The 20,808-nt window shown below is 58.1% G+C and carries 20 protein-coding genes and 5 tRNA genes; 20 read left to right on the top strand and 5 right to left on the bottom strand.

What is annotated here, in order from left to right:
- Positions 1-51: 51 nt before the first annotated feature.
- Genes srlD through srlA form a run of 4 tightly spaced genes read right to left on the bottom strand, consistent with a single transcriptional unit; the run spans position 52 to position 2,760 of the window.
- The gene (gene srlD / locus LGL98_RS05535) at positions 52-831 is read right to left on the bottom strand and encodes a sorbitol-6-phosphate dehydrogenase (protein WP_002914815.1); all 780 of its coding nucleotides are present in this window, start codon (positions 829-831) and stop codon (positions 52-54) included.
- Between the two features lie 12 nt (positions 832-843).
- Positions 844-1,206, bottom strand: a complete 363-nt coding sequence (srlB, locus tag LGL98_RS05540; protein ID WP_136030392.1) for a PTS glucitol/sorbitol transporter subunit IIA — start codon at positions 1,204-1,206, stop codon at positions 844-846.
- 13 nt (positions 1,207-1,219) lie between these two features.
- A complete protein-coding gene (gene srlE, locus LGL98_RS05545) occupies positions 1,220-2,200 on the bottom strand; it encodes a PTS glucitol/sorbitol transporter subunit IIB (RefSeq protein ID WP_040223733.1) in 981 nt (326 codons plus the stop codon).
- Positions 2,197-2,760, bottom strand: a complete 564-nt coding sequence (gene srlA, locus LGL98_RS05550; protein WP_002914812.1) for a PTS glucitol/sorbitol transporter subunit IIC — start codon at positions 2,758-2,760, stop codon at positions 2,197-2,199. Before srlA ends, srlE begins: the two co-directional genes overlap by 4 nt.
- A 275-nt stretch (positions 2,761-3,035) precedes the next feature.
- Here srlA and mltB point away from each other — a divergent pair, with 275 nt between their 5' ends.
- The 20 genes from mltB (at position 3,036) to LGL98_RS05650 (ending at position 19,081) form a co-directional block, all read left to right on the top strand.
- Positions 3,036-4,115 (top strand): lytic murein transglycosylase B, encoded by a 1,080-nt coding sequence (gene mltB / locus LGL98_RS05555; RefSeq protein ID WP_168435246.1) that lies wholly within the window; start codon positions 3,036-3,038, stop codon positions 4,113-4,115.
- A gap of 648 nt (positions 4,116-4,763) precedes the next feature.
- Positions 4,764-5,474, top strand: a complete 711-nt coding sequence (locus tag LGL98_RS05560; protein ID WP_168435247.1) for a metal ABC transporter ATP-binding protein — start codon at positions 4,764-4,766, stop codon at positions 5,472-5,474.
- The gene (locus tag LGL98_RS05565) at positions 5,471-6,334 is read left to right on the top strand and encodes a metal ABC transporter permease (RefSeq protein ID WP_136030398.1); all 864 of its coding nucleotides are present in this window, start codon (positions 5,471-5,473) and stop codon (positions 6,332-6,334) included. The genes LGL98_RS05560 and LGL98_RS05565 overlap by 4 nt, the downstream gene beginning before the upstream one ends.
- A 7-nt stretch (positions 6,335-6,341) precedes the next feature.
- The gene (locus tag LGL98_RS05570; RefSeq protein WP_136030409.1) at positions 6,342-7,220 is read left to right on the top strand and encodes a metal ABC transporter substrate-binding protein; all 879 of its coding nucleotides are present in this window, start codon (positions 6,342-6,344) and stop codon (positions 7,218-7,220) included.
- A 139-nt stretch (positions 7,221-7,359) separates the two neighbouring features.
- Entirely contained in the window at positions 7,360-7,857 is a 498-nt protein-coding gene (gene pncC, locus LGL98_RS05575) for a nicotinamide-nucleotide amidase (protein ID WP_136030400.1), read from the top strand.
- A gap of 90 nt (positions 7,858-7,947) precedes the next feature.
- Positions 7,948-9,006, top strand: coding sequence for a recombinase RecA (gene recA, locus LGL98_RS05580; RefSeq protein ID WP_025712760.1), 1,059 nt, complete (start codon positions 7,948-7,950; stop codon positions 9,004-9,006).
- 67 nt (positions 9,007-9,073) lie between these two features.
- Entirely contained in the window at positions 9,074-9,574 is a 501-nt protein-coding gene (gene recX, locus LGL98_RS05585) for a recombination regulator RecX (protein WP_136030401.1), read from the top strand.
- Positions 9,575-9,824: 250 nt separating this feature from the next.
- Complete coding sequence (gene alaS / locus LGL98_RS05590) at positions 9,825-12,452, top strand: alanine--tRNA ligase (protein WP_136030403.1); 2,628 nt, start codon at positions 9,825-9,827, stop codon at positions 12,450-12,452.
- Between the two features lie 363 nt (positions 12,453-12,815).
- On the top strand, positions 12,816-13,001 hold the full coding sequence (gene csrA, locus LGL98_RS05595; RefSeq protein ID WP_000906486.1) for a carbon storage regulator CsrA: 186 nt from the start codon (positions 12,816-12,818) through the stop codon (positions 12,999-13,001).
- 326 nt (positions 13,002-13,327) lie between these two features.
- Positions 13,328-13,420: transfer RNA gene (locus LGL98_RS05600), tRNA-Ser, on the top strand.
- A 4-nt stretch (positions 13,421-13,424) separates the two neighbouring features.
- Positions 13,425-13,501 (top strand) — tRNA-Arg (locus LGL98_RS05605).
- Positions 13,502-13,651: 150 nt separating this feature from the next.
- Positions 13,652-13,728 (top strand) — tRNA-Arg (locus LGL98_RS05610).
- Between the two features lie 61 nt (positions 13,729-13,789).
- Positions 13,790-13,866, top strand: a tRNA-Arg gene (locus LGL98_RS05615).
- Positions 13,867-14,094: 228 nt separating this feature from the next.
- Positions 14,095-14,171: transfer RNA gene (locus LGL98_RS05620), tRNA-Arg, on the top strand.
- A 355-nt stretch (positions 14,172-14,526) separates the two neighbouring features.
- A complete protein-coding gene (locus LGL98_RS05625) occupies positions 14,527-14,841 on the top strand; it encodes a BON domain-containing protein (RefSeq protein ID WP_002914359.1) in 315 nt (104 codons plus the stop codon).
- Positions 14,842-14,966: 125 nt separating this feature from the next.
- A complete protein-coding gene (yqaB, locus tag LGL98_RS05630; protein WP_004174701.1) occupies positions 14,967-15,533 on the top strand; it encodes a fructose-1-phosphate/6-phosphogluconate phosphatase in 567 nt (188 codons plus the stop codon).
- Positions 15,530-15,958: a YqaA family protein gene (locus tag LGL98_RS05635; RefSeq protein WP_136030411.1), complete on the top strand. Its 429-nt coding sequence runs from the start codon at positions 15,530-15,532 to the stop codon at positions 15,956-15,958. The genes yqaB and LGL98_RS05635 overlap by 4 nt, the downstream gene beginning before the upstream one ends.
- A 66-nt stretch (positions 15,959-16,024) precedes the next feature.
- Positions 16,025-17,581, top strand: coding sequence for a glutamate--cysteine ligase (gene gshA / locus LGL98_RS05640; RefSeq protein ID WP_136030412.1), 1,557 nt, complete (start codon positions 16,025-16,027; stop codon positions 17,579-17,581).
- Positions 17,582-17,745: 164 nt separating this feature from the next.
- Entirely contained in the window at positions 17,746-18,261 is a 516-nt protein-coding gene (gene luxS / locus LGL98_RS05645; protein ID WP_002914351.1) for an S-ribosylhomocysteine lyase, read from the top strand.
- A 52-nt stretch (positions 18,262-18,313) separates the two neighbouring features.
- Positions 18,314-19,081: an AraC family transcriptional regulator gene (locus tag LGL98_RS05650; protein WP_136030526.1), complete on the top strand. Its 768-nt coding sequence runs from the start codon at positions 18,314-18,316 to the stop codon at positions 19,079-19,081.
- Here the strand turns inward: LGL98_RS05650 and leuA are convergent.
- Positions 19,060-20,736, bottom strand: coding sequence for a 2-isopropylmalate synthase (gene leuA / locus LGL98_RS05655; RefSeq protein WP_136030414.1), 1,677 nt, complete (start codon positions 20,734-20,736; stop codon positions 19,060-19,062). The two genes, LGL98_RS05650 and leuA, sit on opposite strands and share 22 nt — an antisense overlap.
- Between the last annotated feature and the right edge of the window lie 72 nt (positions 20,737-20,808).

The raw sequence follows: 20,808 nt of genomic DNA on the forward strand, positions 1-20,808 counted from the left end.
CCGACCTACCGTTTTGTAGCCCGGATAAGCGCTGCGCCATCCGGGAACCTGTTAAAACATCACCTGGCCGCCGGTGACGTTAATTGACTGGCCCGTGCAGTACGACGCCTGCGGGCTGGCGTAAAACATCAATACGTTCAGCACATCCTGATATTCGCAGCCGCGCTTCAGCGGCACCTTATCGATGTAGTACTGCTCGACTTCGCTCTCATCGATACCGAGCTTGGTGGCGTACTGCGGCAGCAGCGACTGGAACATCGGCGATTTCAACAGATTGCCGAGCATCAGCGAATGGACGGTAATACCGTACTCCGCCAGATCCAGCGCCAGCGACTGGGTCAGCCCGACGCCGCCGAACTTCGCCGCGCTGTAGCCGGAGTTGTGCTTACTGCCGACTTTGCCGGATTTCGAGTTGATCTGAATGATGCGTCCCTTAATGCCGTCGCGGATCATCAGCCGGGAGAACTCGCGGGCGCAGAGGAAATAGCCCACCAGATTGACCTGTAGCGAGCGGTCGAAATCACCCAGCGCAAAGTCGCTAATAAACGCCGCTTTGGCGATCCCGGCACTGTATACCAGCAGATCGACGCGCGAGAAAATCTCGTCCACCCCATGGGCCAGCGCGGTGACGCTGGCCTCGCTGGTGGCGTCGGCGCCGAAACCGTACGCCATACCTTCGCCATATTCAGCGTTGATCTCTTGGGCGACGCGGCTGGCTTTTTCACTTTGAATATCGACCACCGCCACGCGGTAGCCCTCGGCGGCCAGCCCGCGGCACAGAAACTCTCCTAAGGTTTGTCCGCCACCAATGACAACAGCAACCTGATTCATCTCTCTCTCCTTTTAAGCAACAAATTTCAGTACGCAGCCGGGCGCGATGGCGTCCGGCACCGGGCCCGCCACATGGACGGTACCGGGGAACTCCGCTTCACGATGGCCGTCAAAGCGCAGGGTGATGTGGCCCAGCTCGCGCAGGTTTTGTTCGGCTACCTCGCCGACGGCGGTCACCGGGTAGCGCTGTTCGCCAAGCTGCAGCTCTGCCCCCGGCCGCAGCGCGCCGGCCAGCTCGCCGTGGTTGTGAATAAAGCAGTACTCTTCAATATCCGCCGGGGCGCCCTCGCGGAAGGTGATCAGCATTTGCTCTTCCAGCGCCATCGTCGCGCAGGCGCCGATGTGCGTAATGGTGGTCTGGTAAATCACAGTCATCTTCAGGAACCTCTTACTGGTAAATAAATCCGGAAACGAACCACGCGATCAGCACGGTTGGCGCGCCTGTCAGGAAGCGACTGACCAGCACCGACGGCACGCCGACGCGCACGGTATCCTGGCGGGCTTCGGCCAGCGACAGGCCTACCGGAATAAAATCGCAGGCGGCCTGGGCGTTAATGGCGAATAGCGCGGGCAGGGCGAGGTGCGGCGGAATGTTGCCAAGGCCGATTTGAACGCCGATCAGCACGCCGATGACCTGGGCGATAACCGCGCCGGGGCCGAGAAACGGCGACAGCAGCGGGAAGGAGCAGATCAGCGCCAGGGTCACCAGCCCCAGCGGATGGCTGGCGAGCGGCGCCAGGCCGTGGGCAATCCAGTCGCCAATGCCGGAGGCCATGATGATGCCGATCAGCGCCGAGACGAAGGCCATAAACGGCAGAATGGTTTTCAGCACCGTATCAATGGTGTCGCGCCCGGCCTGGAACAGCACTGCCACCACCGATCCCATCCCCATCCCGACCTTCGCCAGCAGGCCATCGCTCTGTTCGGTGATCTTCTTGCTAGTGTCGTAATCGCGACCCGCGCTCTTGTTTTCCGCCGGCGGCTCGGAAACCCCTGCGCTGTCGGGAGCGATGCACTGGATGTTGTCCTCTTTGACGCCGGAGACATAAATATCTTCCGTGATGTACTGGGCCAGCGGCCCTGATTTGCCGGTGGCATGGATATTCACCGTCGGGATGCGGCGTTTAGGATAGAGCCCGCAGCGCAGGGTGCCCCCGCAGTCGATAATCGCCACGCCGATCTCGCTTTCCGCTGGTTCTCCCTCTTTAAACCCGTCCACCGGCTGCCAGCCGGTCAGGCTGGCGATGCGGTCAACGATCGCCGGGCGGGTGCCGGCGGTGATATAGACGATCTTTTTGCCTTCGACGACGTCGAGCTCAAGCGGGCCGCCCCAGCCGCCGGTGCCTTTCTCTATACGAATACGGGTCATGATGTCGCTCCTGACAGATGCACTTTCTGGGAAAGCTGAATCGCCATTTTTCTCTCGAAAATTGAGGTGGTCAGATCGGTGACCCAGCCGCGGAAGAAGTTGGTCACCAGGCCGACCAGCAGGTAGCTCACCGCCAGCGGACCGAGCGGCAGGCCGAGGGTGGTGAGGCCATTGGCGATGCCGAGATAGACGAACAGCTCGCCGGGGTTGATATGTGGAAACAGCCCGTTCATTGAGTGGCAGCTATACGACGCCGCCGCGTAATAGCTGGGCTTGTACTTCTCAGGCATAAAGCGGCCGAGGCTTAACGTCATTGGGTTACAAAACACGAAGGTGCCGATGCAGGGTAGCAGCAGGTAACGGGATATCGGGTTTCCGGCGCAGCGCTGCGCCAGCTTCTCGATCCGCTGCTGGCCGATAAAGTTGATCAGCGCGTTCATGATCACCAGCAGGCTGATCAGTAAGGGGAGGATCCCGGTCACCATGCCGGTAAATACCTCGCCGCCTTTCTGAAACAGGCCGATAAACCACTCCGCGCCGTGGGTCACGACGTCAATCATTGTTCTCTCCTTCAGCATGTTATTTTTCTTGCTAACCGCAGGCTGATTTTAATCACTTTGAAAGGTTTTAAAGTGTTAAATAGATCGCAAAATGAAAGATAAATATTTTATTTTGAAAGATTGAAAGGGGGGATGAAACGTTGCAGGGCATGAAAGCACGCAAAGGAGGAGCCGTTGAAGGACTATTTTGTCTACAAACAGATTGTCGCTTTCTTGTTGGTCGTCGCATGCTTTACCATAATTATCCCTTGCTGAATTTGTTAAACGGAATTCCCATGTTGAAGCGTCGCTATCTGGCTTTACTTCCCCTTTGTGTGCTCCTCGCTGCCTGCAGCAGCAAACCCAACACCCCCGCGGAAACGGAGATGGCGAGTGGAACCGGCGGCTTTTTGCTGGAACCGCAGCATAACGTGATGCAGATGGGCGGCGACTTCGCCAACAACCCGGCGGCGGCACAGTTCATCGATAAGATGGTGGCGAAGCACGGCTTTGACCGGCAGCAGCTGCAGGAGATCCTCTCGCAGGCGAAGCGCCTGGATTACGTCCTGCGGCTGATGGATCGTCAGGCACCGACCGGCCTGCCGCCAACCGGGCCGACCGGCGCCTGGCTGCGCTACAAGAAACAGTTCATTACCCCGGATAATGTGCAAAACGGCGTGGTGTTCTGGAATCAGTATCAGGATGCGCTGAACCGCGCTTATCAGGTGTATGGTGTGCCGCCGGAAATCATCGTCGGTATTATTGGCGTGGAGACTCGCTGGGGCCGGGTGATGGGCAAAACCCGTATCCTTGATGCGCTGGCGACGCTGTCGTTTAGCTACCCGCGCCGCGCCGAATACTTCTCGTCGGAGCTGGAAACCTTCCTGTTAATGGCGCGCAGCGAAAGCGACGACCCGCTGGATCTGAAAGGCTCTTTCGCCGGGGCGATGGGCTACGGTCAGTTTATGCCGTCCTCCTATAAGCAGTATGCGGTCGATTTTAACGGTGACGGACATATCAACCTGTGGGATCCGGTGGATGCTATCGGCAGCGTGGCCAACTACTTCAAACAGCATGGCTGGGTGAGCGGCGATCTGGTGGCGGTGCAGGCGCTGGGCCAGGCCCCGGGGCTGGAGAATGGTTTCAAAACCAAATACAGCGTTTCACAGCTGGCGGCGGCGGGGCTGACCCCCACCCAGCCGCTGGGCAACCATCAGCAGGCCAGCCTGCTGCGGCTGGACGTCGGCACCGGCTATGAGTACTGGTACGGGCTGCCGAACTTTTACACCATCACCCGCTACAACCACAGCACCCACTACGCGATGGCCGTCTGGCAGCTTGGCCTGGCGGTTGCGCAGGCCCGCGGCGGTTATTGATCCTTTCATCCGGCTGACAGATTCCGAGCCTCCCCGGATAGCGGCGCGTAGCGCCTTATCCGGGCTACGGTCTGTTATCCGGTTGGTAGCCCCGGTAAGCGCAGCGCGACCGGGGGAGAGTTCAATGACAGCTTGTCGCCTATTGGCAACACTGCGGCTACGTTACTGACAGATTCCGAGCCTCCCCGGATAGCGGCGTAGCGCCTTATCCGGGCTACGGTCTGTTATCCGGTTGGTAGCCCCGGTAAGCGCAGCGCGACCGGGGGAGAGTTCAATGACAGCAATGACAGCTTGTCGCCTATTGGCAACACTGCGGCTACGTTACGCGTCGTCATCCGCACGTTGGCGGCGGAGTTCGCCAGCGCTTTATCCGGCTACGGTCTGGTATCCGGTTGGTAGCCCCGGTAAGCGCAGCGCGACCGGGGGATGACGCCGGGGAGGCCGCGCTTATCCTCCTGTTTTTTCCCGTCTCCAGGCCTCTTGTTGACCTTTGTTACATTACCGCTGACTGACGCTGATTTACATTCTTTCTTCGCTTCGTTATTGTTATGTTATAACATTAAATTGAGGCGAAAATATGTTCACATCGGTTTTTATGGCATCCGGCGCGACGCGCGCGGCCATCGCAGGCGTGCTGCTGGTGGCGCTATGGCTGGCGACCTGGTGGGCGGTGACGCTGCCATGATTGAACTGGAGCAACTGGTATCCGGCTATGACGGGGTAGCGATTACCCCTCCACTGAGCGGGATGATATGCCCCGGCAGCCTGACGGCAATCGTTGGCCTCAATGGCTGCGGAAAATCGACCCTGCTGAAAACCCTCGCCGGGTTTCTTCCGCCGGTCAGTGGCTGCCTGCGCTGGCAGGGGAAACGGCCGGTGATTGGCTGGCTGGCGCAGCGCCATGCCCTCGAGTCGCAGTTTCCTCTCAACGTGCAGGATGTGGTAAGCCAGGGCGCATGGCCCGGCGTGTCGCTGCTGCGCGGTCTGGGGGGCGACACCCGGCGACGCCTCGGCGCGGTGCTGGAGCGGGTCGGGCTGGCGGGCCTGGCGAAAACGCCGATCGAAGCGCTCTCCGGCGGCCAGTTTCAGCGCATGCTATTTGCCCGGGTGATGGTGCAGCAGGCGCCGCTGGTGATGCTCGACGAGCCTTTCACCGGTATTGACGAAGCGACAAGCCGCGAACTAATGGATTTGATCCTCGAGATGCACCGGCAGGGACAGACCATCCTGGCGGTGCTGCATGATAATCAGCGGGTAGCCGACTTTTTCCCCGAGACGCTGCTGCTGACTCCCCAGCGCGCCTGCTGGGGCGCTACCCGGGCGGTGCTTCCGGCTTTCACTCATGCGAGGTCGGCATGATCTGGCACACCTTCTTTCAGCCTTTCATTGAATTCGGCTTTATGCGCCGGGCCCTCGTGGTGTGTCTGGCGCTGTCGCTGAGCACCACCATGCTGGGCGTCTTACTGCTGCTGCGGCGCATGAGTCTGATGGGCGATGCGCTGTCGCACGCCATTCTCCCCGGGGTGGCGGTGGGGTATTTGCTGAACGGCATGTCGCTGCTGGCCATGACCCTGGGCGGCTTCATCGCCGGCATCATGGTGGCGCTGGTGGCCGGGTGGGTGAGCCGGCGGACACCGTTAAAAGAGGACGCCAGCTTTGCTGGATTTTATCTGGGCTCGCTGGCCCTGGGTGTCACCCTGGTGTCGCTGCGCGGCTCCAGCGTTGACCTCCTGCATCTGCTGTTTGGCTCCATTCTGGCGGTCGATCGCGACGCGGCGCTGTTTGTCAGCGGCGTCGCCAGCCTGACGCTGCTGTGCCTCGCGCTGTGCTACCGCGGTCTGGTCAGCGAGGCGTTCGACAGTGCCTGGCTGCAGGTGAACCACCCCCGCCTTCCCGCGCTGCTGCATGGGCTTTTTCTGGCGCTGCTGGTGCTTAATCTGGTGGCCGGGTTTCAGGTGCTCGGCACGCTGATGGCGGTGGGGGTGATGATGCTTCCGGCGGTCGCCGCGCGCTGCTGGGCGCGCACGCTGCCGGGCATTCTGCTGCTGGCGGCGGGAATGGGTGCGCTCTGCGCCTGGCTGGGATTAAGCCTCTCCTGGGCGATCAGTCTTCCCGCCGGGCCCGCTATTGTCCTGACTGCCAGCGCACTGTTTTTTGTTTCACTTTTTTTTGGCACGCGCAGCCGGCTGCTGGTCGGCTGGCGCACATTGATGGGGTAAGGAAATGATGAAACGTAGTGCAATAGTAGTCGCGCTGGCCCTCGGCCTGATGGCGCAGGGGGCCATGGCGAAAACGCTGAACGTGGTCAGCAGCTTTTCGGTGCTGGGCGATATGGTGCAGCAGGTCGGCGGGGAGCATGTCCATGTGGATACCCTGGTCGGCCCGGACGGCGATCCGCACACCTTCGAGCCCTCACCGAAGGATAGCGCGCTGCTCAGCAAGGCCGACGTGGTGGTAGTCAACGGCCTGGGACTGGAAGGGTGGCTGGATCGCCTGATTAAGGCCTCCGGTTTTAAGGGCGAGCTGGTGGTGGCATCGACAGGCGTCATGACCCATACCCTTGATGAGGATGGTAAAACGGTGACCGATCCCCACGCCTGGAACAGCGCGGCGAACGGCGCGTTGTATGCGCAGAATATCCTCGATGGTCTGGTGAAAGCCGACCCGCAAGATAAAGCGGCGTTGACCAACAGCGGCAAGCGCTACATCGACCAACTGACGAACATCGATGGCTGGGCAAAAACGCAGTTCAGCGCCATTCCGCTGGCAAAGCGCAAGGTCCTGACCAGCCATGACGCCTTCGGCTATTTTGGCCGGGCTTATCACGTGACCTTCCTCGCGCCACAGGGGCTCTCTTCAGAGAGCGAGGCCAGCGCGGCGCAGGTGGCGGCGCTGATTAAGCAAATCAAAGCGGATGGCGTCCATACCTGGTTTATGGAGAACCAGCTTGATCCGCGGTTGGTGAAGCAGATTGCCAGCGCCACCGGCGCGCAGCCCGGCGGCGAACTCTATCCGGAAGCGCTATCTAAGCCGGGCGGCGTGGCCGATAGCTACGTCAAAATGATGCGTCATAACGTTGAGCTTATCGCTAACAGCATGAAGTAACCGGTAGTCTGGTCGTCCTGGTTATCACAGGACGACCCATTTCTGGATCCCCCCTCGTAAAATCGCCACTTCATCCCCATATCTCTGTCGAAAGTGCTATCTTTGATGGCCTCTTTATCCGGAGCAAAGCGGAGCGATAATGACCGATTCAGAATTAATGCAGCTAAGCGAAAAGGTGGGCCGGGCGTTGAAGACGCGTGGTGCAACGGTGACCACGGCGGAATCCTGTACCGGCGGCTGGATAGCGAAAGCGATCACCGATATTGCCGGCAGCTCGGCGTGGTTTGAACGCGGCTTTGTGACCTACAGCAACGAAGCCAAATCGCAAATGATTGGCGTCAGCGAAGCGACGCTGCGCGACAACGGCGCGGTAAGCGAACCGGTGGTGGTTGAGATGGCGATCGGCGCGCTGCGCGCGGCGCGCGCGGATTATGCCATCTCCGTTAGCGGCGTCGCCGGGCCGGACGGTGGTAGCGAGGAAAAGCCGGTCGGGACGGTGTGGTTCGGCGTCGCCAGCGTCAGTGGGCAAGGGGTAACGCGGCGGGAATGCTTTGCCGGAGACCGCGAAGCGGTGCGTCGTCAGGCGACGGCCTATGCGCTCAATCTGCTCTGGCAACAATTTCTACAAAACACTTGATACTGTATGACCATACAGTATAATTGCCTCAACTGAACAAATATTAACGGCAAAGCGAACACGCTTTACCCTGCATGATTAGGAGTAACAATGGCGATCGACGAAAACAAACAGAAAGCGTTGGCGGCTGCACTGGGCCAGATCGAAAAGCAATTCGGTAAAGGCTCCATCATGCGCCTGGGTGAAGACCGCACCATGGATGTGGAAACCATCTCCACCGGCTCGCTTTCTCTGGATATTGCGCTGGGCGCCGGCGGTCTGCCAATGGGCCGTATTGTGGAAATCTACGGTCCGGAATCCTCCGGTAAAACCACCCTGACGCTGCAGGTTATTGCCGCAGCGCAGCGCGAAGGTAAAACCTGTGCGTTCATCGATGCCGAGCACGCGCTGGATCCTGTCTATGCACGCAAACTGGGCGTCGATATCGACAATCTGCTGTGTTCTCAGCCGGACACCGGCGAGCAGGCGCTGGAAATCTGTGACGCGCTGGCGCGCTCTGGCGCGGTTGACGTTATCGTCGTCGACTCCGTCGCGGCGCTGACGCCGAAAGCGGAAATCGAAGGCGAAATCGGTGACTCTCACATGGGCCTCGCGGCGCGTATGATGAGCCAGGCGATGCGTAAGCTGGCGGGTAACCTGAAGCAGTCCAACACGCTGCTGATCTTTATCAACCAGATCCGTATGAAAATTGGCGTGATGTTCGGTAACCCGGAAACCACTACCGGTGGTAACGCTCTGAAGTTCTACGCCTCTGTGCGTCTGGACATTCGCCGTATCGGCGCGGTGAAAGAGGGCGACAACGTCGTCGGCAGCGAAACCCGCGTCAAAGTGGTGAAAAACAAGATCGCGGCACCGTTTAAACAGGCCGAATTCCAGATCCTCTACGGCGAAGGCATCAACTTCTACGGCGAGCTGGTAGACCTCGGCGTGAAAGAGAAGCTGATTGAGAAAGCCGGCGCCTGGTATAGCTACAACGGCGACAAAATCGGTCAGGGTAAAGCGAACGCGATCACCTGGCTGAAAGAGAACCCGGCGGCGGCGAAAGAGATTGAGAAGAAAGTGCGCGAACTGCTGCTCAACAATCAAGATGCGAAGCCAGACTTCGTTGTTGATGACAACAGTGCAGAAGAAACCGAACAGGATTTCTGATATCGTCTGCAAGACTGACAGGGCTGCTTAGGCAGCCCTTTTGCTTTGTGAGATTATCGAGGTGCCTGTGACTGAACCTTCATCACGCCGCTCCGGCTACGCCCGCCTGCTGGACCGTGCTATCCGCATTCTGGCGATGCGCGACCATAGCGAGCAGGAGCTGCGACGCAAGCTGGTCGCTCCGGTGATGAGCAAAAACGGTCCTGAGGCGCTGGACGTTACCCCCGACGAGCTGGAGCAGGTTGTCGCCTGGTGTATCGAAAACCGCTACCTCGACGACAACCGCTTCGTCGGTCAGTTCATCGCCAGCCGGAGCCGCAAAGGCTATGGTCCGGCACGCATTCGCCAGGAACTCAGTCAGAAAGGGATTGCGCGTCAGGCCGTAGAACAGGCGATGCGCGAATGCGATATCGACTGGGTGAGTCTTGCCAGAGCGCAGGCACAGCGGAAATACGGCGAGCCGCTCCCCAACGCGTTTACCGAAAAAGTCAAAATCCAGCGATTCCTGCTCTACCGCGGCTACCTGATGGAAGATATCCAGGAAATCTGGCGAAATTTTGCAGATTGACCCATCGGGGATTTTACTTCGCCGTAAAGAAAACTTATCTTATTCCCACTTTATTCCGTCGGGCCGCTGGTTGTAACCGTGCAGGCAGCGTCCAGGGCGATTATTCCTTTACACCAAATCATTCAAGCTGCATCAGGGCGGCAAGAGAGTGGATCTTCTGGCGCGGACCTCAGTTCGTGAGCGGGGGAGCAAGCAGTGCCAGGACAGAGGCGGCTTGAAGGATGACGTGTAGCTTGATTTCAGGATAATTATGAGCAAGAGCACCGCTGAGATCCGTCAGGCGTTTCTCGACTTTTTCCATAGCAAGGGACATCAGGTAGTTGCCAGCAGCTCCCTGGTGCCGCACAACGACCCGACCCTGCTGTTTACCAACGCCGGGATGAACCAGTTCAAGGATGTTTTCCTTGGCCTCGACAAACGTAATTATTCGCGCGCGACCACCGCGCAGCGTTGCGTGCGTGCGGGTGGTAAGCACAACGATCTGGAAAACGTCGGCTACACCGCGCGCCACCACACCTTCTTCGAAATGCTGGGCAACTTCAGCTTCGGCGATTACTTCAAGCAGGATGCCATCAAATACGCATGGGAACTGCTGACCGGCGAAAACTGGTTTGCCCTGCCGAAAGAAAAACTGTGGGTTACTGTTTACGAGTCTGATGACGAAGCATTTGACATCTGGGCCAATGAAGTGGGCGTCCCGCGTGAGCGCATTATTCGCATCGGTGACAACAAAGGCGCGCCGTTTGCTTCCGATAACTTCTGGCAGATGGGCGACACCGGTCCGTGCGGCCCGTGCACCGAAATCTTTTTCGACCATGGCGACCATATCTGGGGCGGCCCTCCGGGAAGCCCGGAAGAAGACGGCGACCGTTACATTGAGATTTGGAATATCGTCTTCATGCAGTTCAACCGTCAGGCTGACGGTACCATGGAGCCGCTGCCTAAGCCGTCCGTCGATACCGGTATGGGTCTGGAACGTATTGCCGCGGTGCTGCAGCATGTTAACTCCAACTATGAAATCGATCTGTTCCGCGATCTGATTGCCAGCGTGGCGAAAGTGACTGGCGCGACCGACCTGAGCAACAAGTCGCTGCGCGTTATCGCCGACCATATTCGCTCCTGTGCGTTCCTGATTGCCGATGGCGTCATCCCGTCCAATGAAAACCGTGGCTATGTGCTGCGCCGCATTATTCGTCGCGCGATCCGTCACGGCAACATGCTGGGCGCGAAGGACACCTTCTTCTGGAAACTGGTTGCCCCGCTGATCGCTGTGATGGGCTCAGCGGGTGAAGATCTGAAGCAGCAGCAGGCTCAGGTTGAGCAGGTGCTGAAAACTGAAGAAGAGCAGTTTGCCCGCACGCTGGAGCGCGGTCTGGCGCTGCTGGATGAAGAGCTGGCCAAGCTGAAAGGCGACACTCTGGATGGCGAAACCGCTTTCCGTCTGTACGACACCTATGGCTTCCCGGTGGACCTGACCGCGGACGTGTGCCGCGAGCGCAATATCAAGGTTGACGAAGCGGGTTTTGAGGCCGCTATGGAAGAGCAGCGCCGCCGCGCACGCGAGTCCAGCGGTTTCGGCGCTGACTATAACGCGATGATCCGCGTTGACGGCGCCTCTGAATTTAAAGGCTACGATCATCTGGAACTGAATGGCAACGTCACTGCGCTGTTTGTCGACGGCAAAGCGGTGGATAGCGTTAGCGCGGGACAGGAAGCGGTGGTGATCCTCGACCAGACCCCGTTCTATGCGGAGTCCGGCGGTCAGGTAGGCGATAAAGGCGAACTGAAAGGCGCGGGCTTCTCCTTCACGGTCAGCGACACGCAGAAGTACGGCCAGGCCATTGGTCATATCGGTAAAGTCGCCAGCGGCTCCCTGAAAGTGGGTGACGCGGTGCAGGCCGATGTGGACGAGGCGCGCCGTCAGCGCATTCGTCTGAACCACTCCGCGACGCACCTGATGCACGCGGCGCTGCGCCAGGTGCTCGGCACCCATGTGGCGCAGAAAGGCTCGCTGGTCAACGATAAAGCGCTGCGTTTTGACTTCTCGCATTTCGAAGCGATGAAGCCGGAAGAAATTCGTGCAGTGGAAGATCTGGTCAACGCGCAGATCCGTCGTAACCTGGCTATCGAAACCAATATTATGGATATCGATGCTGCGCGGGCCTCCGGCGCCATGGCGCTGTTCGGTGAGAAATACGACGACCGCGTCCGCGTGCTGCAGATGGGAGACTTCTCCACCGAGCTGTGTGGCGGTACTCACGCGTCGCGTACGGGTGATATCGGCCTGTTCCGCATTACCTCTGAATCCGGTACCGCCGCTGGCGTGCGCCGTATTGAAGCGGTGACCGGGGAAGGGGCCATCGCCAGCCTGCATGCGGAAAGCGATCTGCTGGGCGATATTGCCCAACTACTGAAGGGCGATAGCCACAATCTCGGCGAGAAAGTTCGCGCCGCGCTGGAGCGTACCCGTCAGCTGGAAAAAGAGCTGCAGCAGCTGAAAGAGCAGGCTGCGGCGCAGGAGAGTGCAAACCTCTCCAGCAAAGCGGAAGAGATTAACGGCGTTAAGCTGCTGGTCAGCGAGCTGGCTGGCGTTGAGCCGAAGATGCTGCGTACTATGGTCGACGATCTGAAGAACCAGTTGGGTTCGACGGTTGTGGTGTTGGCTACGGTCGCAGACGGTAAGGTTTCTCTGATTGCCGGTGTGTCTAAGGATGTGACAGACCGCGTGAAAGCAGGGGAGCTGGTTGGTATGGTCGCTCAGCAGGTGGGCGGTAAAGGGGGCGGTCGTCCGGATATGGCGCAGGCCGGTGGTACCGATGCGTCTGCTCTCCCTGCAGCGTTAGCCAGTGTGAAAGGCTGGGTCAGCGCAAAACTGTAATAACTATAAACGCATGTACCCTAAATAATTCGGGTTGCAGGAAGGCGGCGACGCAGCGAATCCCCAGGCGCTTACTCAAGCAAGTGGCTGGGGAGAGCGGGGAAAGCCAACACATATGCAACTTGAAGTATGAGGGGGATAGGTGCCTAAGCCTCTGGTTACGGCACCTTGCGCAAGAGACACCGATAACGATAAAGTCGGGTTGAAATTGTGTATATCGGCTAAACTTAGGTTTAACAGAATGTGATGCCATGACTGCCTTATACCGCAAGGTATTTGTCATCGCTTACTTTTTGGCGTTATATGATGGATAATGCCGGGATACGAGAGACCCGACTCTTTTAATCTTTCAAGGAGCAAAGAATGCTGATTCTGACTCGTCGAGTTGGTGAGACCCTCATGATTGGAGATGAGGTCACTGTGACAGTTTTAGGGGTGAAGGGTAACCAGGTTCGTATTGGCGTAAACGCCCCTAAAGAAGTATCGGTTCACCGTGAAGAGATCTACCAGCGTATTCAGGCTGAAAAATCCCAGCAGTCCAGTTACTAAGGTTTCCGCGCCTCGCTGCTCAGTGAGGCGCATCCCTGTCTGCCCTTTTTCTCGCTTTTTCTGTTTTTACTCCCTGCGCAATATCGATTTTCATCAGCCGCGTCTGTGTTGTCCCTCTGGTGTTATGCCAGCGCCAGGGCTTATTTCCTGTTGATAAATTGCCCTTTTTGCCGTTTTTGCATGCGAATTGCGTGCGAAGTGTGCAAACGAAAAAAGGTCTCGAAAAAGTGTTTGACTTATAAGTACCAGAAAGTAATATGTGCGCCATCGCAGCGACGAAGAGCAGAAACAAGTTCTTCGAAGCACTCGAAAGAGGCGTGTTGTGTGGTGAGGTGGCCGAGAGGCTGAAGGCGCTCCCCTGCTAAGGGAGTATGCGGTCAAAAGCTGCATCCGGGGTTCGAATCCCCGCCTCACCGCCATTTTGCATCCGTAGCTCAGCTGGATAGAGTACTCGGCTACGAACCGAGCGGTCGGAGGTTCGAATCCTCCCGGATGCACCATCTTCTCTCTGTAAACAGAAAGAAGAACGCTGTGAAAACAGCGGCCCGCAGTGCGAGGCATAATCGAGTCACTCTACCGATTAGGCCATCATACTCAGTGTGGCATGTGTTAGTTGTGACACTGACGCGTAGTAAAGCAAGTTTTCCGATGCATCCGTAGCTCAGCTGGATAGAGTACTCGGCTACGAACCGAGCGGTCGGAGGTTCGAATCCTCCCGGATGCACCATTCTTTAATAAGAATGGCAAATCGCGAAATTTGATATCAGAATTACAGCAGTAATCCCGATGCATCCGTAGCTCAGCTGGATAGAGTACTCGGCTACGAACCGAGCGGTCGGAGGTTCGAATCCTCCCGGATGCACCATATTCTCCTTAGCAACAGCGACAAAGTTGTTTTATGGTCTGCGAAATCATCGCCAGCACCAGGGAGGATAACGTTGCGTAAGCAACGGCCCGTAGGGCGAGGCGCAGCCGAGTAATCCTCCCGGATGCACCATATTCTCCTTAGTAACAGCAACATTGTTGTTATCTGGTTTACGAAACCATCGTAAGTGCCAGGAGAGTAACCCCGCAGTAAAATAGCTTTCCCGATGCATCCGTAGCTCAGCTGGATAGAGTACTCGGCTACGAACCGAGCGGTCGGAGGTTCGAATCCTCCCGGATGCACCATATTCTCCTTAATAACAGCGACAATGTTGTTTTATGGTCTGCGAAATCATCGCCAGCACCAGGGAGGATAACGTTGCGTAAGCAACGGCCCGAAGGGCGAGGCGTAGCCGAGTCATCCTCCCGGATGCACCACATTCTCCTCAGTAACAATGACGATGTTGTTGCATAGGCTGCGAAATTATCGCAGCACCCGTTCTTAATGCATAATCTTCACTCTTCTCTCACTATCCCGATTACCTCGTTTTCCATTACTGGTTTCATCCTGACTTTTTTATTGGCAAGCCGCGCTTTCCACTATAATTTATCCTTGTATATCAGCGTTATCAGGCTGAGATAAATGCAAGGAGAGAAATCCATGAAATGGTTCAAAGCAATACCTGCTTTTTGCGCGACGCTGCTGGTGACGACTGCCCTCGCTGGCTGTGCGGGATCGGCGACAAAGGAGAGTACGGGCGGCTATATTGACGATACCGTGGTGACCACCAAGGTGAAAACGGCGCTCTTTAACGATAAAGACATCAAGTCTTCAGAAATTAGCGTCCAGACCTTTAAAGGTCGCGTGCAGCTGAGCGGGTTTGTTTCCTCCGCGGAAAGCGCTAAACGAGCCGTAGAAGTCACCCGCCGGGTGCAGGGCGTGAGAATGGTCGAGAACGATCTGCGTATTAAATAAGGTTGGTTATCCGGCCTTATGTTTGAAGGCGCCTGAGGGCGCCTTTGTCGTCTGCGCCGCTGGCCGCGACAACGGCGGGCTTTTGCGTTACAGTAATCATTCCCAAACCGGTTGGTGAGAAGACAATGTACGAAGGTTACGCAGGACTGATCTTTGATATGGATGGCACCATTCTCGATACCGAGCCGACCCATCGGCAGGCATGGAACGAGGTGTTGGGCCGCTACGGTATGCGTTTCGACGAACAGGCGATGGTCGCGCTCAATGGCTCACCAACCTGGCGAATTGCCCAGGCGATTATCGAACTCAACCAGGCCGATCTCGATCCACATCGTCTGGCGCAGGAAAAAACTCAGGCGGTCAAAGCGATGCTGCTGGACAGCGTACGCCCGTTGCCGCTGATTGAGGTAGTCAAGGCCTGGCATGGACGTCGCCCGATGTCGGTGGGAACCGGCAGCGAGAGCGCCGTCGCCGAAGCGCTGCTGGCGCACCTGGGGCTGCGTCATTACTTCTCCGCGGTGGTGGCGGCCGATCATGTGGTCAACCATAAACCCGCACCCGATACCTTCCTGCTGTGTGCCGAGCGCATGGGCGTCGCGCCGGAAAAATGCGTGGTCTTCGAAGATGCCGACTTTGGTCTGCAGGCGGCGAAGCGCGCGGGAATGGATGCTGTTGACGTGCGTTTGCTGTGAGCGACGCGCTGTCACTTACCTCTCTGTTTGCCAGTAGCTTTTTAAGTGCCACGCTGCTTCCCGGCAATTCGGAGGTTGTGCTGGTGGCTATGCTACTGACAGGGGTTAGTCATCCATGGTGGTTAGTATTAATAGCAACAATCGGCAATAGCCTTGGAGGGGTAACTAACGTTATTCTGGGGCGCTTGTTTCCGCTGCGCAAAACCTCGCGCTGGCAGGAGCGGGCGGCCGGCTGGCTTAAGCGCTACGGCGCGGTCACGCTCTTATTGAGCTGGGCGCCGGTTGTCGGCGATTTACTGTGTTTGCTGGCGGGATGGATGCGCATTTCCTGGGGACCGGTACTCTTTTTCTTATGCCTTGGTAAGGCGCTGCGCTATATCGCTATTGCGGCAGCAACGCTTCAGGGCATGACGTGGTGGCACTAATTGGACTGACAGTTCATCCATTACAATTATGCTTATTCAAACGATTTCGACAGGCGGGAGGTCAAATTGATCCCGGACGTATCACAGGCGCTGGCCTGGCTGGAAAAACATCCGCAGGCTCTGCAGGGTATTCAACGTGGTCTGGAGCGGGAGACGCTGCGTGTGAACGCAGACGGCACCCTTGCCACGACCGGTCACCCTCTGGCGTTAGGCTCAGCGCTGACGCATAAATGGATTACCACCGATTTTGCCGAAGCTTTACTCGAGTTCATTACGCCGGTAGATGGCGATATTGAGCATATGCTGACCTTTTTGCGCGATATCCACCGCTATACGGCGCGTCAGCTGGGCGACGAGCGGATGTGGCCGCTAAGTATGCCATGCTATATCGCTCCCGGTCAGGATATTGAACTGGCGCAGTACGGCACCTCTAACGTGGGGCGCCTGAAAACGCTATATCGCGAGGGGCTGAAGAACCGCTATGGCGCGCTGATGCAGACTATCTCCGGCGTGCACTATAACTTCTCCCTGCCGATGGCCTTCTGGCAGGCAAAATGTGGTGTGGAAGATGCCGAGAGTGGTAAAGAGGCCATTTCGGCGGGCTATTTCCGCTCAATTCGTAACTACTATCGCTTTGGCTGGGTGATCCCCTATCTGTTTGGCGCTTCGCCGGCGATTTGCTCCTCGTTCCTGCAAGGCAAACCGACGACGCTGCCTTTTGAGGAGACGGGCAACGGCATGTACTACCTGCCGTATGCCACCTCGCTGCGTCTCAGCGACCTCGGTTATACCAATAAGTCGCAAAGCAATCTCGGAATTACGTTTAACGATCTGCACGAGTATGTGGCAGGATTGAAGCGGGCGATTAAAACACCGTCGGAAGAGTACGCCAAAATCGGGCTGGAGAAAGACGGCAAGTATCTGCAGATCAACAGCAACATTCTGCAGATTGAAAATGAACTCTATGCGCCGATCCGTCCGAAACGCGTTACCCGTCGGGGCGAAACCCCGTCCGATGCGCTGCTGCGCGGCGGTATTGAGTATATCGAAGTGCGTTCGCTGGATATCAACCCGTTCTCGCCGATCGGTGTTGACGCCCAGCAGGTACGTTTCCTCGATCTGTTTATGGTCTGGTGCGCGTTGGCCGACGCGCCGGAGATGAGCAGCGATGAGCTGCTGTGTACACGCACCAACTGGAATCGGGTGATTCTGGAAGGGCGTAAGCCGGGCTTAACGCTGGGCATCGGTTGCGAAAGCGCGCAGTTCCCGCTGGCTCAGGTGGGGAAAGATCTGTTCCGCGATTTACGCCGCGTGGCGCAGACCCTTGACAGTATCCACGGTGGCCAGGCATATCAGCAGGTCTGCGACGAGCTGCTGGCCTGCTTTGACGATCCGGAATTAACCTTCTCAGCCCGCATTCTGCGTTCTATGATTGAAGAAGGGATTGGCGGTACCGGCCGTGCGTTGGCCGATCGCTACCGGACGCAGCTGCGCGAAGAGCCGCTGGAGATCCTGAGCGAAGAAGATTTCATCGCCGAGCGCGACGCGTCGGTGGCGCGGCAGAAGAAAGTGGAAGCCGAAGACAGCGAGCCGTTTGAGGCGCTGCTGGCGCGACACGCGTAGCGTATTGACGATACAAAAGAAAAAGGCCACATCACTGTGGCCAAACTTTCATCTCTGATTCAGGGATGATGATGATAATAAATGCGCGTCTTTCATATACTGAGACTCGCGGTTGAACAAAGAGTTCATTTTATTTTAAAAAAATTCACTCGCGGAGGTGAAGAATGCCGTTGTTAGATAGTTTCACAGTCGACCATACCCGAATGGAAGCCCCGGCGGTGCGTGTCGCGAAGAAAATGAACACGCCGCATGGCGATGAAATCACTGTTTTCGATCTGCGCTTCTGCGTGCCGAACCAGGAAGTGATGCCGGAGCGCGGTATCCACACCCTGGAGCATCTGTTCGCGGGCTTTATGCGCGATCATCTGAACGGGAATGGCGTGGAAATTATCGACATTTCGCCAATGGGCTGCCGTACCGGCTTCTATATGAGCCTGATTGGTACGCCGGACGAGCAGCGCGTCGCTGACGCCTGGAAAGCGGCGATGGCCGATGTGCTGAAGGTGAAAGATCAAAATCAGATCCCGGAGCTGAACGTCTACCAGTGCGGAACCTACACCATGCACTCGCTGGAAGAGGCCCAGGACATCGCGCGTCATATCATTGAGCGCGATGTGCGTATCAACAGCAACGACGAACTGGCGTTGCCGAAAGAAAAACTGCAGGAACTGCACATCTAGTGCTTCTGCCATGGCCCGACGCCTGTCGCCGGGCTGCTCTCCTGACGCCGCGATGACGACGACGCTTTCCTTTTCCTTTCAGCACCGCCCGCTGGTGCCCTTTGCTCATGATTACGCGCACGGTGACCAGGAAGACTGGCATCAGCATGACTGCGCCCAGCTGCTGCATATTTTAAGCGGCGTGGTGCGGGTCGCGACACCGGCAGGTTACTGGGTGGTGCCACCCGGGCGCGGCGTCTGGCTGCCGGCGGAAACCCCGCACGCGTTGCGCATGACCGGCAACGTGGCGGCGCGCACCCTGTTTATCGATCCGCTGGCGCGTGCCGATCTTCCGGCAGGCTGCCAGATCGTACAGATCACGCCGCTGCTGCGGGAACTGATCGTCTCATCCCTGGGACTGGCGGAGCGCTATGCTCCCGCCAGCCGTGACGAACGGATTTATGAGCTGATCCTCGATGAGATCCGCGGGATGCCGATCCTGCCGTTTGGCCTGCCGGAGCCGCAAAGTGACACGCTGCGTCGGCTGTGCCAGCAGGTACGCGAGGCGCCGGGCGAAGCCTGGAGCAGCGGCCAGGCGGCAAAGTTATGCAGCATGAGCGAGCGAACGCTTAACCGCCATTTTCAACAGCAGACTAGCCTGACGTGGCGCGAGTGGGTGCGCCGGGCGAAGCTAATGGAAGCGCTGGTGCGCCTGGCGCAGGGCCATTCCGTGCTGCGAGTGGCCCTGGAGCTGGGCTACGGCAGCCACAGCGCCTTCAGCGCCATGTTTCGTCGGGTGATGGGCGTTGCTCCCAGCGACTATTTTCGTCCACCGGCCTGATCGGCGACGCTGAGCGCATTGCACAATGCCTGCAGCGAAGCGCGCGCCACGTCATTATCAATACCTACCCCCCAGTAGCTTTCACCTTGCGGAAAAACGCAGCGGATATAGGCGACCGACCGGCTGTCGCTGCGTGCGCCAAGGGTATGCTCATGGTAGTCCTTGATCATAAACGGCTGTCTGAGCAGCGCGCTGAGCCCGCTGGCGGCAGCGGACAGCAGGCCGTTGCCCTGGCCCTGCAGGCGTCGGGTTTCGCCGTGGTGTCGCAGCGTCGCCTGCAGGGAAAGCTGACCATCCTGCTGGCTGGCGCTCTGATAATCGAGCAGCGTCAGCGCAGGCTGCGCCAGCAGGCCGTAGCGTGTGCGAAACAGCTGCCACAGCGCGTGGTGGGTCATCTCTTTGCCGTCGCTATCGGTAGCCTGCTGAACATGCTGGCTGAAGTCCTGCTGCAGCCCGCGGGGCAGTTTCAGGCCATGATTTTGTTCGATAAGCCAGGCGCTGCCGCTTTTTCCCGACTGGCTGTTGACGCGGATCACCGCCTCATAGCTACAGCCAATATCCTGTGGGTCAATCGGCAGGTAGGGCATCTGCCACGGATCGCCTGGCTGACGGGCATCAAACCCTTTTTTGATTGCATCCTGATGGGAGCCGGAGAAGGCGGTATAAGCCAGACTTCCCGCCCACGGGTGGCGCGGGTGAACGGGGATCTGGTTGCAGTTTTCCACCACCTCCACCACCCGGTTCATCTGCTCGAAGCGAAGCTCAGGGTCGATGCCCTGGCTGTAGAGGTTCATGGCCAGCGTGACCAGGCAGACGTTGCCGGTGCGTTCGCCATTGCCAAACAGGCAGCCTTCCACCCGATCGGCGCCAGCCATGACTGCCAGCTCGGCGCTGGCGACGCCGGTCCCGCGGTCGTTATGCGGGTGCACGCTGATGCAGACCTCGCCGCGGCGGGAGAAGTGGCGGCAAAAATACTCGATCTGATCGGCATAGACGTTGGGGGTGCTCACTTCCACCGTCGCCGGCAGATTGACGATCATCGGCCGTTCGGCGCAGGGCTGCCAGACATCCGCCACCGCCTCGCAAATTTCAAGCGCAAACTCGGGCTCGGTGAAGCAGAAGGTCTCTGGTGAATATTCGTATTGCCAGCGGGTCTCCGGCTGCTGTTCGCACTGCTGGCGGATAAGCCGGGTGGCGCGGGTCGCGAGGGCGATCACTTCGGCTTTATCCATGCCGAAGACCAGCTCGCGAAATAGCGGCGCGGTGGCATTGTAGAGGTGGACGGTGGCCTGACGGGCGCCGCGCAGCGCCTCAAAGGTGCGTAGGATCAGCGGATCCCGCGCCTGGGTCAGCACCTGGATGGTGACATCTTCCGGAATGCGCTGCTCGTCGATCAGCTGGCGGACAAAGTTGAAATCAGTTTGCGAAGCGGAAGGGAAGGCGACCTCAATTTCTTTAAAGCCGCACTCCAGCAGCAGATCCCAGAACTGCAGTTTGCGGGCGCTGTCCATGGGCTCGGCCAACGCCTGGTTGCCGTCGCGCAGGTCGGTCGACAGCCAGCGCGGGGCACGACTGATCTGCCGGTCGGGCCAGCGGCGGTCGGGCAGGGCAATCGGCGGATAGGGGCGGTATTTTTCAGCAGGATGGCTCAGCATAGTCTTCTCCTTATTGGTCAGCCTTTATCCTGCCCGAGCGCAGGGTGACGGGCTTTCGCAAACGAGACAGAA

The organism is Klebsiella africana (genome assembly GCF_020526085.1).
GTDB lineage: Bacteria > Pseudomonadota > Gammaproteobacteria > Enterobacterales > Enterobacteriaceae > Klebsiella > Klebsiella africana.

Coding starts and splice junctions, on each gene's coding strand:
- mltB (WP_168435246.1), top strand. CDS start 3,036: ATGTTGAAGCGTCGCTATCTGGCTTTACTTCCCCTTTGTGTGCTCCTC.
- srlB (WP_136030392.1), bottom strand. CDS start 1,206: ATGACTGTGATTTACCAGACCACCATTACGCACATCGGCGCCTGCGCG.
- recA (WP_025712760.1), top strand. CDS start 7,948: ATGGCGATCGACGAAAACAAACAGAAAGCGTTGGCGGCTGCACTGGGC.
- srlE (WP_040223733.1), bottom strand. CDS start 2,200: ATGACCCGTATTCGTATAGAGAAAGGCACCGGCGGCTGGGGCGGCCCG.
- LGL98_RS05570 (WP_136030409.1), top strand. CDS start 6,342: ATGAAACGTAGTGCAATAGTAGTCGCGCTGGCCCTCGGCCTGATGGCG.
- LGL98_RS05625 (WP_002914359.1), top strand. CDS start 14,527: ATGAAATGGTTCAAAGCAATACCTGCTTTTTGCGCGACGCTGCTGGTG.
- luxS (WP_002914351.1), top strand. CDS start 17,746: ATGCCGTTGTTAGATAGTTTCACAGTCGACCATACCCGAATGGAAGCC.
- LGL98_RS05650 (WP_136030526.1), top strand. CDS start 18,314: ATGACGACGACGCTTTCCTTTTCCTTTCAGCACCGCCCGCTGGTGCCC.
- csrA (WP_000906486.1), top strand. CDS start 12,816: ATGCTGATTCTGACTCGTCGAGTTGGTGAGACCCTCATGATTGGAGAT.
- leuA (WP_136030414.1), bottom strand. CDS start 20,736: ATGCTGAGCCATCCTGCTGAAAAATACCGCCCCTATCCGCCGATTGCC.
- alaS (WP_136030403.1), top strand. CDS start 9,825: ATGAGCAAGAGCACCGCTGAGATCCGTCAGGCGTTTCTCGACTTTTTC.
- LGL98_RS05565 (WP_136030398.1), top strand. CDS start 5,471: ATGATCTGGCACACCTTCTTTCAGCCTTTCATTGAATTCGGCTTTATG.
- srlA (WP_002914812.1), bottom strand. CDS start 2,760: ATGATTGACGTCGTGACCCACGGCGCGGAGTGGTTTATCGGCCTGTTT.
- pncC (WP_136030400.1), top strand. CDS start 7,360: ATGACCGATTCAGAATTAATGCAGCTAAGCGAAAAGGTGGGCCGGGCG.
- yqaB (WP_004174701.1), top strand. CDS start 14,967: ATGTACGAAGGTTACGCAGGACTGATCTTTGATATGGATGGCACCATT.
- LGL98_RS05560 (WP_168435247.1), top strand. CDS start 4,764: ATGGCTGGCGACCTGGTGGGCGGTGACGCTGCCATGATTGAACTGGAG.
- srlD (WP_002914815.1), bottom strand. CDS start 831: ATGAATCAGGTTGCTGTTGTCATTGGTGGCGGACAAACCTTAGGAGAG.